This window comes from Flavobacterium lipolyticum (assembly GCF_020905335.1).
GTDB classification, from domain to species: domain Bacteria; phylum Bacteroidota; class Bacteroidia; order Flavobacteriales; family Flavobacteriaceae; genus Flavobacterium; species Flavobacterium lipolyticum.
In genome coordinates this window covers 1003385-1018683 of the sequence record NZ_JAJJMN010000002.1, presented here as the reverse complement: position 1 = coordinate 1018683, position 15299 = coordinate 1003385, and the positions used below count along the sequence as shown (strand labels likewise).

Genomic DNA, 15299 nt, shown 5'->3' with positions numbered 1-15299 from the left:
ATATTTATTTATAATTTGTTCCATATTGACATTCCACCCACTCCGCCTGGGTGCAAGGTATTCCAAAAGACTGATCCCGGTGTATGTTGTACTTTTGGCACTAATTGCATAACTCCTGGCTCTATAGCATGATGCCACACCCAATTCGTTGGGGACTTACCTAAAACACTTCCAGCTGATGATTTCGGAACAGTAATCCCTAACTCATACATGGAGGATGCTAACGAAGCATCCGTCTCAATAGCTGTATTCAGAGCGGTGTTAGCCGCTTTAAAGTGTCCATAATAACTTCCACCCGGAAATAAGTCACTTGATAATGATGTTTCGAATGCAACTGAATATACAGAACCCGATGCTTCTGCCGTTCTTGCTGTTGTCCCAAATGTTGCACTCCAAACTGCCCCTATACCTTTAAAAGCCCAACCCCATGAGAAAAAAGGAGAGGTAAGTTCCATCGATTGTGAATTTCCAGTAGCCATCTTCCAACCCTTAAAACCATAACCTCTTAATTTCCCCCCATTACTTCCAAATTCTCCTTGTGAAATACTTTTTAACTTAACGGAAGTTGAAGATATGATCTTTCCATCTTTACCATATAAATAATCGGTTGTATCCCCACCTTTATTATTTACTTGATTCCCTTTTTCATCATACCCATTATCATCACTATAACCTGCAATAGCTTGCTCATACGATACGGTTTTACCACCATCAGTATAGACTCCTTTATTACCCTTTTTGTGTTCGTCCCAATTATACGTTGCTTGCCTTCCATCAGGATCAATAAAAAATACCGGATTATTAAGCCCATAAGTATAAGGACTAAATCTTCGACTAGTTTCGGCCAATGGGTCAATATTCATCCATCTACCAAGCGCAGGGTCATAATTTCTAGCTCCATAGTCATACATATTAAGTTTAAGGCCTCCGATATCATCGTCCTGAAGTTCTTTTCCGTTGTACTTATACTTATTACTCGTAGGTACATAATCATTATACCCATTGTGTTTCAACCCAAAAGGATAATAATTATTCTCGTCAATAATGGTAAGAACTTGGGTTGCGGGATTTTTAGCATAACTCAATCGTATGTTACCCAAATGATCTTTGTATTGGTACACATATTTTTTACCTATGTAATCATAATACCCCTCTGCCGTAGGGAAAAACTCTAAGGTTGGTCGCGATGGAGCAGCCTGACTTGCCGATTGTGCTGTGAAGCCACCAAAACGATTGGCTTCTACCGGAGGATCTTTTACTGGATCCGGAGTAAAAATAGGAGGATCAGTGTCGCCCGGATCATCAGGTGCAGGAGGTTCTGGATCTCCACCGCCCGGATCAACCGGAATACTTTGGTCCTCGCTATACCTGTACTGAAATCCTCCCAGATAATCAGTATGAGTTGTACCGCTGGCCTCTTTTACAATTTTCTTCAGTTTTTGCCCCGCTGCGTTGTAAATATACTCAATCGTGCCATTTGTTCCAAATGTAATTTTCTTAGGTAAATTCAGATGATTGTATTGTATTTCGGTGATGTTTTTGTTTTTGTCTGCAATCATATTCCCATTGACATCATACGTGAAATCATCCCCCGTTTTATTGCCGTCTTTAAAACCTTTGTTGTCATTTCCGGCGGGGCCGTCGGTTACTTTAGTGAGCTGGTTCGAGTTTTGATCTAAATAACCGTAAGTTAAATCATCGGTTTGAAAAACTATAGAAGGTGCATCACTGTCTCCATAACGCTGCAAAGATTTGATATTTCCGTTTTTGTCGTAACTCAAACTTTCGTTATACGCTCCTGAAACCGGTATAGCTTCATTGGGTTTACTGTAAATGGCACTGGTCAGACGGTTCAGCTTGTCGTACTGATACCCATAAGAACGCTTGCTAAGATCCGTATCTGTTGTCCAGGTGGTCTCTGAGATATTTCCATTGTACAAGGCCTGAACCTGTGTGTTGCCCGGCTGTTTGTCATAATTAATTTTAAAAGCAAACAGATCTTTCGGATCAGTGTCCTGCTGTAGTTCTTCGACATTGTTGATTCCGGTAAGCCAGCCTCTGATGTTGTAACTGTAGTGTACTTTCTGTAACGGAGTTCCTGCGCTGTTCCCCACATTTTTAACGCTCAATTGTCCCAGGTCATCATAAGTATTGTTTGCCAAAACTTCAACAGTTCCTCCGTTGATTTGATGGGTATGGGTTAATAAACGATCTTGTGGCGAATAGTTGAATTCTTCTCTTATGGTGAGTTCTGTGTCTCCGGAAGTACGTTTGTGTTTGGTAATGGTATAGAGCGACTTTCCGGTAAAATCTAAACTGCTGTTGGTATTGGTATAACCTCCCAAGTGATTTTGAGTCCGGGTTCTTACCGCACGGGATCTGGTATCGTAAAAAGTCGTAGTGGTTTCTCCCAATGCCGCTGAGGCAGTAGTCAGAGCTCTTACCCAGCTTCCGGTTACCAAACCTTTGGAATTGTCCAAAACAGTCTGTCCTTCAATTGTAGTAGGCCGGCTTTCTGCGTTGGGAAAAGCATAATTATCGTAATAAGTAACCGTTAAAAGCTTAAAATTGGTCGGAGCAATGTCATTACTGTAATATACCGAAATAGCATCTATGGTTCCTGAGGTCTTTTTCGTTTCAAATATAACATTGGTTGTATTTTGGGTGTCCTGCATTGCTTTTCTGGTCACCGCATTGGAAGGCTGACTGCTCCAACCCGTATAAACAGGTCTGCCAAAAGCATCGTATTTGGTAATGAGCCAGCCTTCGGCAGTTTCGTCTTTAAAAGGTGAGAAAGCCGGTCCTGTGGCTACGGGACGATCGAGTTTGTCGTACACGATAAACTCCCATTGTTTTCCGGGCAGTTTTTTCACGACCAGACGATTGCGGTAGTCGTATTTGTATTGGTAACACAAACCGTTTAAAATCTCGTCACTGACTGTCCCCGATACTTTTGGGGGCAATACATAAGTCAGGTTCCCATAAATATCGTAAACGTAGTAGGTATCGTGTCGGTTGCCTGAATTGTAGGTTCTTTTGAGAATAACTTGCCCTTCGGTATTTTTAAATTCTACTGTGGAGCCTGATGACTCGCTTGGGTTTGCAGTTGTATTCTCGTCGTACGTAATCGTTTTGTAAAGCCTCCCTTCGGCATAAGTTCCAGCATCTGAAAAACTAATGTCGTACAACCCTAAATCTGCGTCCCAAGTGGTATTGGCTTTATACAGTTTTACGGTATCAGCAGCGGTATTAGCCTGATAATCGATTTTAATTTCATGGCCTTTGCCCATTTCCCACGAAGCTCCCGGAGCAGCTTGTTTAACAACGCGATTCAACGGTGATGGTTCAAATGCCTTCTGAGAGAAAGGGTTCGCAGTATTGTCGTATTTTGCAGCGCTATAAATGCCTTTTGCGGCAGCTATGGCCGTATTAGAGTCAATTCTGGGATAACTGCTGCCTCCATTGGCAGCCGGATAAGGCAGGTATTCTATGGCTTGTCGGCCAAAGCCGTCATATTCCATAGGGGTTATAATATCTTGTCCTGCTGCTCCCTGACCAATGGCAATGGTTTGTATCGGACGCCCCAGCCCATCAAAATAGGTCACGTTTTGACTCATCTCGTCTTTGGTGAGCGAATTTAAGTTTGCTGCCCGCACCGGTTTCTTAGGGGTAAGTGTGTATATGAAGTTGTCGTCGCTGAAAGTCTGGGCTTTTGTACCCATACTGGCAAATAACAGCAAGAATAAAATTAATCTGTTCTTTTTCATAAGTCATTCTGGTTTAGTCTTTTGGTTTTTGTATTCTGACACCAAATCTAATATTCTGTTTTGTAAGTTTTTTACGTCTTTCCACATTCCATTAAATTTTGATAAAAATTATACAGATAAAATAACTGACAACTCACTAATTAAATAACTGGTATTCTCATGTAATAAAGGAGCTAAACGCGTAATATTTGGCAATACAATAAAACTACAGCCAATAAATTTAATTTCTCAGACCGTATTTTTTTTTAAACATTGAAAAGCAAGAAAACCTTCCCAAAATTTGTTTTGAGAAGGTTTTTCTTATTGTAGTCAGTACCATACTGAAAGAAACTTTTTGATTTAGAAGTTATAAATCGGAATTTAAATTAATTCTTTAAAACTTCAATTCAATCTGAGTTCCCTTATTTTCTATGTAAATTTCGGTTGTATTGCTTGTAGAAGGTATTTGAGTAGGATACCAGTTTCGATTGGGGCGTACCATAATCAGCAAACCTTGATCATCTCCAACGGCAGCGAAGAGCTCGCTATTGTCGTTTTTGCTAAAGAACTCTAAACCGTGCTGGGTTATGAGTTGGTTAGCGAGGACCAAAGGATTCTCATTGACAATTCCGATTTCACTGATGTTGAGTATGGATAGAGAACTAAAGGGTTCCGTTTGAGCATTGTTGAGGTCATATCGGACGATGAATTCCAGTATATTACCATTGTTGTCATAAAAGTATACAGCATTGGCATTCCAGTTCTCAAAATTGGCGATAACAGTAGCATCTTCAATAACAATTAAATCCACTTTGTTTGTGACCCACTGAATAGCCTCTTGCAGCTTGTTTTGAGGAATATTAAAAGCAAAATGATAGATAGAGTTGAATTGAAGATTTTCGATAAACTGTAAAACCGATTCACCTACCTGAATCGTAACCGAATTGGATTTTTTTTCCAGAATTGAAAGATGAAGTACGTCTTGGTAGAATGTTGCTGTTTCCTGAATATTGTTGGTTTGAATCTGAAGGTGTTTTAATTTCATGATGCGGTAGATTTACAAAGAGGCAGAAGCTTCTTTTCGTTTCAAACAAATTTAAAAAAGGATCGCTGCATTCTTATCGTCGCATCATTTTATACTTCAATAGAGGAATAACAAATTTTGATGAAAAGTAGGGTAGTGGTATTTTTTTAAACACATAGATTTGTATTTAATAATCTGTGTTGATTGTTTTTGCGAATGCACTGCAATATGCTTTGATCATTTGTCTCACGGTACAGAATTCCTGTATAATCTCTTCTTCAGATCCTGCTGCCTTAGCCGGGTCCGGAAAATTGTGATGTAACTTTAATGCGTTTGAAGGAAAGAAAGGGCATTGCTCTTTAGCATGATCACAGACCGTAAGTACAACATCAAAAACAATGTTTTGATACTCGTCAATGTGATTAGAAGTGTGTCCGGAAATATCGATTCCATCTTCTTTCATCGTCGCAATGGCTCTTGGATTTACCCCGTGCGTTTCAATACCGGCGCTGTAAACGTGGGCTTTGTTGCCCAGGAAGTGGCGTAAATAACCTTCGGCGATCTGGCTTCGGCAGCTATTTCCTGTACAGAGCACCAGAATATTTTTTGTCATAGTTTTAAACGAGTAACCAAATGATATTGATCATACAAAATTTAGGCTCAAAGCCATAAATCAGTTGCAGTACAATAACAGCTGTAGTGATTATAATTGTTTTTTTATATTTAAGAAAGAAAGTGCTCATAGTTTAGCAGCAGCCCGAGTTTGGAGAACAGGAGTTTGTTTTGTCCTTATTTAATTCGATAAAGCCGGATGGTGACGGAATTCCACAGGCATCTTGTGCCAGACAGGCTGTAACTTTACTTTTCAATACAAAATGATTGCCATTAAACTCTAAATCATACCTTCCGATAGTTTCATTTTGATATTCAACTTCGATATCCAGGTCTTCAATATTTAGTTTTTCTTCTGAGAGTTTAATGATGTGTAAAAGTTTGCCGGGTTTTAGTCGATGTTCATGATCGTCTGCATTCCAAAGCTGAAAGTTGATACTTTTTTCGTGACGGATTAGGCCTCCGCAATCCATAAAATCTTTAGTGATCATTCCCACTTCGGTAACGTGAAAGTGTTCAGGAACAAAAGTTCCGTTTTCCAATTGAAATGCTACGTTTTCGAGAGTAGGGAGTATTTTTTTAATGTCTGATAGTTTCATTTTTTTGTTTTATAGGTATAATGCAATATTACGATATAGTGATTTAAAAAAAGCCTTTAACAGCACTTTTGATTTTTTGTGACCGCAATAATAGCGGAAAAATAGGTCTTTAGAATATCAAAAGTTTCTTCGTTGATGCAGTAACAGATGGCGTTTCCTTCAATGTTTCCCTTGATAAGTCCTGCATTTTTTAGTTCTTTGAGGTGTTGCGAAACGGTAGGCTGTGCCAGAGGTAACTCATTTACGATATCCCCGCAAATACATTCGTTTACTTTTAACAGATATTCAATTATAGCAATTCTGGCCGGATGTCCCAGTGCTTTGGCTATAGTGGCGATCTGATTTTGTTTGTCGGTAAAATGTTCCGTTTTAGAAGCTCCCATATGAGTAAAATATAATATTGCAATATTACGATATAAATTTATATGTACCATTTTTTTTAAGATAAATATTTAAATTTATAGGTATTCAAAATACGAGTTATCAAGGAGAAAGTTGCTTATTAGCACAATTTAATCATTGTATTAAATTAAAAAAAGCCCATTTTCATAAAGAAAACAGGCTTTACAGGTTTGAAAATCTTGGGGGCAATTTAGCAAACCATTTTTTTTATTTGGGTAATGTTGGAATTATAGTTCTTCTGGTTGGAGTGCTTAGGGTTTCGATAAAAGCCAGGAGATCTGTAATTTCTTCTTTATTGAGATTTAATTTTTTTAGTAACGGGTCCGATTTGGGAATCAATGAATCGCGGGCTGTTCCTAAATATTTTTTCTGAACAGGCGAGGGGTTTCCTAAATTGTATAATTCTACAACATCCAATAGAGAAGGAAAATGTCCGTGATGCATCCAGGGTTTAGTATTGACCACTTCACGAAGCGTTGGCGTTCTGAATTTACCGATGTCTTTTACATCTTTGGTCACATTATAACGTCCAAAATCTTCATTTTTAGTTCCAAATAAAGTCTGTCCGTCATTATGAAACTGATTGTCGCTAAAATAAGGTGTATTATGACAATTGATACATTGCGCTTTGGTTCGGAACAAATGCAGTCCTTTTACCTGAGAATCAGTATAGGCATCTGATTTTCCACTTACAAACTGATCAAATTTGCTTTTAGGGCTGTTGATCGATCGTTCGAACGTTGCAATGGCATACTGAATACGTTGAAGTGATACCTTTTTATCGCCAAATGCAGCGGTGAAAAGTTCGTTATAACCTTTAATTTTGGCAATTTTATCAACGGCAATGGTCAGTTTTTCGTTCATTTCGAGAGGGTCAGCAATCGGGAACTGTGCCTGATCTTCCAAACTGGAAGCGCGTCCGTCCCAGAATAAAGTTTTGGCATACGCCGAGTTTAAAATCGTCATGGAGTTGCGTTTTCCTGTTTGGCGATCGTGACCAAAGGAACGTGTTAAATTGTCTGTCCAGCCTAATTCGGGATTATGGCAGGAAGCGCAGGCAATTTGTCCACTCGTTGACAATCTGGGATCAAAAAACAATATCTTACCCAGACTTTCTTTTTCTTTGGAGTACGGATTGTACTCAGGATACGGAACTGCAGAAAGAACTCCAATATCCTGAAAGGTGGTTTTGTCGATACTTTTATCCAATTCCGCTGCAGGCCAGGAAGAAGGATTTCCGCTGGAATATAGTTTTCGTAATTCCTGAATGTCTATATAATCAGGATCTTCAGCTGTTTTATAAGCCGTCAGACTCAGCAGGAACAGGAGTGGGAAGAGTAGTTTTTTCAATTCTTTTGTTTTTTGTTTTGTTTTGTTTCAGTTTCAGGTTCCAAGTTTCAGGTTCCAAGTTTCAGGTTCCAAGTTTCAGGTTCCAAGTTGCTGTAGAACCTGAAATTTGAAACTCTTTTTGGGTACTAAAAGCTTTGACAAAGCTCAAGGGCATTAACCATTCATAATTCACAATTACAAAGTAACTTCTTTAGGGCAGGGGATGCTTAAAGCCGCTGGTTTTGGATATACTCTGTTGTTATACATTCGGTATTGCGTCGAAACGGTTCCTCCAAACAGTTTGTCGTTTGTAAGCTTTAGTTCAAATGAAATTTCATACAATCCGTTGCTGATTTCTTTGTAAGTTCCTTCACCGGAAATGGCAATAACATGTATATTGGGTTTGTTTGAACCCGTAACGGCAGACCCGATAACAATTTCTTGCGGAATTACCAGAACTGTTCCGTTGGTTTTACTGTTTCCGTTGGCCGGAAAAAATTCCAAAGCAGAAGTAATATTAAATCCGGGAGAAACTGCGGCAGTGTTATTTTCGTTCGAAAACCATCTTTTTAATCCAAAAGAGTTTACCGTATTGGTTCCGCTGGCCACATTAAATCCGATTTTGAAGGCATCATGGTACACGTCATCATTTGGATTTGCAGTTCCTTTGTCGCTGTAAAGAATCGCATTTTCATTATCTTTTGTTACGACAACGGGAAAAGTTAGTGCATTAAAAGCCTGCCAGCTGCAAGTACCGTTGTTGTTGAACCAATGTTCGCCATAGGTAAGATAAAAAGCATTTGTTGGATCTGAAAATTTTGATGCCGGATTGGTCTGAAGGTCTCGGGGCGATTTTGTTGGTTTTACAATCGTCAGGTTAAGGGCTCCCGTAGCATTGTAGTTAGGGGTGTTTACCAGGGTAATTTTCGATTCATATCGAACATCATCATTCTGTAGGTCTTCTAATAGTGTCAAATGATAATTGATTGAGCTTCTGTTATCGCCATAATCATCATGAGTCAATTGGTATTCGAAACCATTTTGAAACTTAAAAAAGGATACTTTTTCAATTTCTTCAGGGAAAAAACCATTTGGAAAATTTACTTTAAAATCGACAGTCTCTCCAACCGTACCTTTAATGATGTATTGATTTACCGGAAAAGTATAATTGGTCGTAATGGGCGCCAAATCAATCTTAAAAGTATCATTGGGGTAAGTCGAATTTAGATTTCCGATATGAATTTCAGGATCTGATACGGTTTCTAGTTTTAAGGTAATGCTTTGGTTTGCGGCCCATCTTTTAACAAAAGAAACTTTAATCGTATCGGTCAGTTTAGCACCTTGAAAAGTTAATTGATTCACTGGGTTTACGGTAAAGTTTTCGTTGTTACCGGTGGAAGATACAGCACTAAAATGGGCCGTTACGGTATTGTTTAAATGACGCGTCGTTAAAGCAACGGGTATTTTCAGTGTTTTTATCGAAGTATTGGTATAGGTAGACTGAGGAATCAAACTTCCGTTAGCAATTGGATATTCGACAGGGGTATTATCACTTTTTACCAGAAAGTTGAATCTGATAAACGGATCAATTTCAGCGCCTAATTTATAGTCGTCTTTTGAGCAGGAAGCAAATAATACTGCTATACACAATACGCTTAACATCTTAATACGATTCATTTTGTTTTAAATTAGGGTTAGCATTAGTGTTGAATGTCGGAATCGGTAATACAAACTTTGAAGAAGGGTAGGTCATACCACAGCTGGTTGAAATACAGCCGTCATTTCTGGAAATATTTTTGTGATTGCGTATAAGGTCGAAAAATAAATGTCCTTCAAAACAAAGCTCTTTTCTTCTTTCTAACAGGATATTCTCTTTCAGATTGACTGTGCTGGTTAATAAAGTAGTATTTGCACGAGCTCTTATCGTATTGATATCAGCCATAGCAATATCTGCTTTGCTGGTTTCTAAAGCTGCTTCTGCACGAATGAGGTACATTTCACTAAGTCTGAAAGCTACATAACCGGCATTATTTTGGAATTTTTTAGTGAAGTTGTAATTCACCGGACTAAGTACGCCGTTTACTAAAGTTGAAAGAGGTTGTGTTAAGAATAATTGTTTTCTTAAATCGCTGTTTTCATAAAGGTTAGCAATATCATTTGAAGCCACATATTTACCGAAATTAGTTGCTGAAGTATATCCGAAATAACTTGCCATAGAGGCTCCGACAGTACCTTCAGAATCTTTTGGAATCGAAAACTCTAATAAAATTTCAGATACAGGAAGATCGGTTTTTGCCCATTCCGTAAGGTAGTTTTCTTTTGGAACTAATTTTACTCCCGAATTTGTAATGACATCATTTGCGGTTTCGTAGGCATTTGTCCAATCATTTTTCTGCAGATAAACTCGGGCCAATAAGGCTTTTGCACTGTAACGACTAAAATAAGAGTATTCAGGACCTTTAAGAACCAAATTCGAATAATTGGGGATTGCCTCCTTTAAATCAGCTATGATTAAACCGTATGTCGTTGCAGCAGTTTCTCTGGCAGGGTATTGTATTCCCCTTTTGATTGATTTGGTGTTGTAAACGATTCCCAAATGCGAAGCGTCAGCAGTAAATTTGTAATCCTGACTGTAAACAATTGCTACCAGAAAATGGGCATAAGCTCTTATGGTCATAGCCTCGGCCATAATTTGTTTTTTTTCTTCTTCGGTAGCATCTTTTAGAGCAGGAGTATATTCTAAAATCAAGTTGGCCTGATTGATTATATCGTAACTTCCGTCATAAAAGCTTTGGAAATTACTGGTCTGTGCCAAATCATCAAAAGAATATAGCTGTGCAAGATTTCCGGCCGGTACGATTTGTCCTTTATTGGTACCGGAAGCTGTTGGTGTAAATTTTATATTTCCTCCCTGCAAATCAGCATAAATAGCAAAACGTTCGCCTCTAACATTGGCTTCAAGTTCAGTATAAAGTCCTGTTAATGCTGTTAGCACTCCCTGTTTGTTTTGCAAAAGCTCATCAATAGAAGTTTTTGTTCCGGGCTCTTGTTCCAAAAAGTCACTGCAACTTTGTAAGGAGAAGATCAGGAAGAATAATGTGATGTATTTTGAATAGTTCATTTCGTTAAAATTTTGCGTTAACTCCAAGAGAGATTGTTCTTGCCTGTGGATAGATAAAACTGTACTCTCGTATTCCGTTCATTCCTTTCGGACTTTTTGCTTTGTACCAATACGCTACATTAGAAGCATCTGCAAAAACAGAAAGCGTATCCAGAAAACTATTTTTTAGCGGTACTTTGTAACTTAGATTGATATTGCTGATTCTCACATAAGTTCCATCATAAACATATTTGCTTAAGTTTGGAATGACAGGAGCAGTGGTCACGGCAGGCTGCGAAACAATATCACCCGGATTTCTCCAGTGATCTACAGCGTTTACAGATAGATTTCGATTAAAAGTATTAGAATATTTATCGATATACACATCAGAAATGAAAACATCGCCTCCAAGTTGAAAATCTCCCCTAACAGATAAAGACAGATTATTATAAAAGGTAAAATTGTTGTAAAAACCACCGTAGGCATCCGCCTGTTTGTCCCCAATGGGTACCCAGTCTGCAACCGTATGACCTTCATTGTAAGTTTTAACATCGTATACTTGTCCGCTTTTTTCGACAAGATCACGTCCTGTTGCGGGATCAACACCCACCCATTTTACGCCCCATAAAGTGGTTGTACTGTAACCTACTTTTTGAGCCAATGCAATATTTCCTACTGCATAATCGCTTCCTAAACCTTTTAATGAAGTTACTTTACTGTCTACGGTAGCAATATTGAATGTGGTAGTCCATTTAAAAGGTTCGCTTTTTATCCATTTAATTCTTGTAGTAAGTTCAAAACCTTTATTATACATGCCTGAAGCATTTAATTGTACAGAATTATATCCTGTCTCTGTTGGGATCTCCCTCGTTGTAATTAAATCACTTTTATGGTCATAGTAATATTCAAGAGTCAGTTCAACTCTTTTAAAAATATTAAAGTCAAATCCAACATTAAACTTCGTGTTTTTTTCCCAGCTTAAGTGACCGTTTGGCGCGTCACCGGTAGTGGCTCCGCTGTAACCGTTATAATTGTTTTGACCAATGTTGTATAAACCTTTAGCTCTGTAAGAACCAATTCTTGAGTTTCCTGTTGAGCCATAACTCACTTTAAACTTCAGGAAATCAATCCATGAATTGGACTGTAAGAAATTTTCGTTACTGGCAATCCAGCTTAATCCTGCACCTCCGTTTAAAGCAACGTTTGTATCATCGCCAAAAACAGAACTTTCGTCACGTCTTAAATTGGCTAGAATGTAGTAGCGTTTTTTGAAGTTATAATTGACCTGAGATAAGAATGAAACTCTGGAATTGTAACTGATTTCACTTCTGTAAGTCTGATTATTGGCCTCTGAAATTTTATTAACTGGATTAGGGTTAACAAATCCTGCACCTGATTTATAATTAAAATCTGCTTTATCCTCTGACAATTCAAAACCTGCAACACCATCGATTTCATGATTTTCATTCCATTGTTTGTTGAATAAAACTTGTCCTTGCCAGTTCCATTTAGTCGAATTTCGCTGATTTAGAAGACGTCGTCCCCATGCCGGATATAAAACTTCGTCAAGTGTAAAGGTCCCTCCAAGCTGACCACTTTCGTTTGCAGCAGAAAAATAACGATCCTGCTCTTTATCTGTATAATCAATTCCAAAAAGGGTAGAAAATTTTACGGCTTTGCTTAGTTCATAAGATAAATTTAAACTTCCCAAAAGCCCAAATGTTTCTGCTTGATTTTTATTTTGTTCTATCGCAGCAAGCGGATTTCCTCTGGTGATACCGTTTACCCCTAAATCAGCATAGGAACCGTCCGGATTATAAGCCGCAAGGGTAGGCAGGTAAGCAAAACTGGCAAAAATATTGGGAGCGTTTATTTGCACGTAACTAGGGTTTAACATCAGATTAGCACTCCATTTACCTGAATTGTAGCCTAAATTGATTCCTGCATTTAATTGTTTGGTATCGTTACCCCTTTGAGGTTCTTCGATCTTTAAATAACTAATGTTCGTGCGATATGAAAACTTTGAAGTTGAACCCGAAACATTAAAATTGTACTTATTGTATATTCCGGATCGGTTTAAAATCTCAAACCAATCGGTATTGATACCATTGTAAGCAACAGGAGTATAATTTGTGGTAGTATTTTTTTGAAACTCATTTCTAAGCTCGGTAAATTGCTCACCGTTTAGATATTTAATTCGGTTGATGGCAGATGAAATTCCAAGCTGATTAGAGAAACCAAATTGTGTTTTTCCTTTTTTTCCTTTTTTAGTTGTAATCAAAATAACACCATTTGCCCCGTCAGCACCATAAATGCCTACAGCGGCGGCATCTTTTAAGACCGAAATCGTTTCGATATTTTCAGGAGCAATTTTCATTAACGGATTGGCTAAACGTTCAACAGTATCACCGCTTCCATCAAAATCATTACTGTCAATCGCAAATTCTTCACTCATCACAACACCATCGACAATAATTAAGGGCTGTGAAGAAGTTCCGGTTATTGCTCCGGTTAAAGAAGATAGAGTTCCCTGTCCGCGAATGTTAATTTTGACCGGGCCTCCAACACCGGAAGTGTTTTCGACCAATACACCGGCAACCTGACCTGTAATCATTTTATCGAAACTCTCAGAAGCCTGTTCTACTGCTATATCTTTAGCATTTAAAGTCGAAATACTTCCAACAATTTCTTCTTTTAGTTTAGTAGTTCCGTAAGATGAAGTGATTACGACCGGATTTAATTCATCTGTAGTTTCCTGAAGATAAAATACAAACTGTTTTTTGTCTTCGACTTTTTGCGATTGGGTTTCCATTCCTAAGAAACCAGCTTCAAGCACCTTATCATTGATATTGTTTCCTTTTAATTCATAGACAAATTTTCCGTTAAAATCTGTGATAGCGCCCATGCCGGTGCCTTTTATACGGATTGTTGCACCCGGAAGAGGTTGCTTGTCTTTGGAATTATAAACGGTTCCACTTATAAATCTTTCTGTTTCTGGTGCATTTCTTTCCGAAGAATTAACTGGAGGAGCGGCACTCGTCAATAAAACCTGCTTATTTTGGATGTAAAACGAAATGTTTTTTCCGGAAAATAACTGCGTTAAAGTCGTTTCTAAAGAGGCATTCTGCACTGTAATGTCAGCCAGTTGATCCGTATCAATTTTTCGGGCATTATAAATAATCCTAAAATCACTTTGCTCTTCGATTGATTTAATAATCAAACTGATAGGTTTGTTTTTTAGCTGTAATGTTATGAGTTTTTTCTGAGAAAAACCTTTAAAACAGGATATGAGAAGGGCGAGGAAAAATAAAATTTTCCTTAAATTGGGTATCGTAAAAGTCATATTTGTTTTGTTATCGAAGATTGGTAATGGTAATCGTATTTTGTTTAATAGAATAATTAAAAGGAGTGTCACGTTTTAGAAGCTCTAAAATGTTTTCGACACTGGATTCGCTAATTTTAATCGTACCGGTGAAATTCTGTTTGGCCAAATCAGAATTTTCATTGATAATTTCGACATCGTAGGTACGCTGAATTATTTTAGCAATTGTAGAGAATGGGGTATCTTTAAAAGCAAGCTCTCCTTTTGTCCAGGCGGTGTAAAAGGTAGGGTCAATTGCTTTTGTTGTTATTTTTTTGGTGTTGTTTTGCCACGTTGCCATTTGATTAGGCTTTAGCAGAACCAGATTTTGTTTGTTTTCTGTTTCATACATCTGAATGCTTCCTTCAACCAATGTACTATTTACTGTTGGAGTTTCAGGATAAGCACTTATGTTGAATTTGGTTCCGAGAACTTCAATATCCACTTGGTTGGCGTTTACAATAAACGGATGTTCTTTGTCTTTAGCAACTTCAAAAAACGCTTCACCGGTTAAATACACATTTCTTTTTCCGTTTGTACCAAATTGCTCGGGATAACGTAAGCTTGTTCCTGAATTTAAACTGACAACCGTTCCGTCGGAAAGGGTAAGTATGAATCTTTTTCCATATGGAACTTTAAGCGTATTATAGACTACTTTTTGGTCTTCGACTTTTCCGAAATAAATAATGTGGTTTGGAAATTTTTTAGCAATCAGGTTTTTATTGCCATCAAGTACTAAAACAGTTGGTTTGTCTTTTTCCATTATCTCTGTACGGCCATCTGCCCATTCTAAAACAATTTCTTTTGAAGCGGTTTTCGATGGTTGGCTAAAATCGAAAGCCAGTTTCCCTAATCCGAATAAAACCAAAAATACAGCGGCATATTTGAAGTACTGAATCGCTTTCCTTTTTGGCTGAATAGAAATAACAGCTGCTGAATCGTTGGAAACAGTTTCGGAAAGAGCAGCTAAAGCCCAGGTTTTCTTTACTTGAATAAAATACTTCTTGTTTTCTTCTGAGGCATCAATCCAGTCAAAGAGAGTCTGAACTTCTCGTTCCGAGGCTTCATTAGAAAGGTATTTGTAAATGAGTTCCGATGTCATATTGGAGTTTTTAAACTTCTCGTT

At 38.0% G+C, this 15299-nt stretch carries 10 protein-coding genes; all 10 read right to left on the bottom strand.

What is annotated here, in order from left to right; genetic code table 11:
* Window positions 1-8: 8 nt before the first annotated feature.
* The 10 genes from LNQ34_RS20830 to LNQ34_RS20785 all read right to left on the bottom strand — a co-directional run bounded on the left by LNQ34_RS20830 (window position 9) and on the right by LNQ34_RS20785 (window position 15275).
* A complete protein-coding gene (locus LNQ34_RS20830; RefSeq protein ID WP_230001107.1) occupies window positions 9-3767 on the bottom strand; it encodes a DUF6443 domain-containing protein in 3759 nt (1252 codons plus the stop codon).
* Between the two features lie 373 nt (window positions 3768-4140).
* Window positions 4141-4791, bottom strand: a complete 651-nt coding sequence (locus LNQ34_RS20825; RefSeq protein WP_230001106.1) for a VOC family protein — start codon at window positions 4789-4791, stop codon at window positions 4141-4143.
* Window positions 4792-4957: 166 nt separating this feature from the next.
* Window positions 4958-5383 (bottom strand): arsenate reductase ArsC, encoded by a 426-nt coding sequence (locus tag LNQ34_RS20820; RefSeq protein WP_202701793.1) that lies wholly within the window; start codon window positions 5381-5383, stop codon window positions 4958-4960.
* Between the two features lie 133 nt (window positions 5384-5516).
* The gene (locus LNQ34_RS20815) at window positions 5517-5981 is read right to left on the bottom strand and encodes a DUF6428 family protein (RefSeq protein WP_230001105.1); all 465 of its coding nucleotides are present in this window, start codon (window positions 5979-5981) and stop codon (window positions 5517-5519) included.
* Window positions 5982-6037: 56 nt separating this feature from the next.
* Window positions 6038-6364 carry an ArsR/SmtB family transcription factor gene (locus LNQ34_RS20810; protein ID WP_230001337.1) on the bottom strand — a complete coding sequence of 109 codons (327 nt, stop codon included), beginning with the start codon at window positions 6362-6364 and terminating at the stop codon, window positions 6038-6040.
* Window positions 6365-6590: 226 nt separating this feature from the next.
* Complete coding sequence (locus tag LNQ34_RS20805) at window positions 6591-7733, bottom strand: cytochrome-c peroxidase (RefSeq protein WP_230001104.1); 1143 nt, start codon at window positions 7731-7733, stop codon at window positions 6591-6593.
* 174 nt (window positions 7734-7907) lie between these two features.
* The gene (locus LNQ34_RS20800) at window positions 7908-9389 is read right to left on the bottom strand and encodes a hypothetical protein (RefSeq protein WP_230001103.1); all 1482 of its coding nucleotides are present in this window, start codon (window positions 9387-9389) and stop codon (window positions 7908-7910) included.
* Window positions 9376-10833: a RagB/SusD family nutrient uptake outer membrane protein gene (locus LNQ34_RS20795; RefSeq protein ID WP_230001102.1), complete on the bottom strand. Its 1458-nt coding sequence runs from the start codon at window positions 10831-10833 to the stop codon at window positions 9376-9378. The genes LNQ34_RS20800 and LNQ34_RS20795 overlap by 14 nt, the downstream gene beginning before the upstream one ends.
* A 4-nt stretch (window positions 10834-10837) precedes the next feature.
* The gene (locus tag LNQ34_RS20790) at window positions 10838-14032 is read right to left on the bottom strand and encodes a SusC/RagA family TonB-linked outer membrane protein (RefSeq protein ID WP_230001101.1); all 3195 of its coding nucleotides are present in this window, start codon (window positions 14030-14032) and stop codon (window positions 10838-10840) included.
* A 133-nt stretch (window positions 14033-14165) separates the two neighbouring features.
* Window positions 14166-15275: a FecR family protein gene (locus tag LNQ34_RS20785; protein WP_230001100.1), complete on the bottom strand. Its 1110-nt coding sequence runs from the start codon at window positions 15273-15275 to the stop codon at window positions 14166-14168.
* Window positions 15276-15299 lie beyond the last annotated feature (24 nt).

Bases quoted from the DNA above. Each gene is read 5' to 3' on its own strand.
- LNQ34_RS20830 (WP_230001107.1), bottom strand. From the start codon at position 3,767: ATGAAAAAGAACAGATTAATTTTATTCTTGCTGTTATTTGCCAGTATG.
- LNQ34_RS20825 (WP_230001106.1), bottom strand. From the start codon at position 4,791: ATGAAATTAAAACACCTTCAGATTCAAACCAACAATATTCAGGAAACA.
- LNQ34_RS20820 (WP_202701793.1), bottom strand. From the start codon at position 5,383: ATGACAAAAAATATTCTGGTGCTCTGTACAGGAAATAGCTGCCGAAGC.
- LNQ34_RS20815 (WP_230001105.1), bottom strand. From the start codon at position 5,981: ATGAAACTATCAGACATTAAAAAAATACTCCCTACTCTCGAAAACGTA.
- LNQ34_RS20810 (WP_230001337.1), bottom strand. From the start codon at position 6,364: ATGGGAGCTTCTAAAACGGAACATTTTACCGACAAACAAAATCAGATC.
- LNQ34_RS20800 (WP_230001103.1), bottom strand. From the start codon at position 9,389: ATGAATCGTATTAAGATGTTAAGCGTATTGTGTATAGCAGTATTATTT.
- LNQ34_RS20795 (WP_230001102.1), bottom strand. From the start codon at position 10,833: ATGAACTATTCAAAATACATCACATTATTCTTCCTGATCTTCTCCTTA.
- LNQ34_RS20785 (WP_230001100.1), bottom strand. From the start codon at position 15,275: ATGACATCGGAACTCATTTACAAATACCTTTCTAATGAAGCCTCGGAA.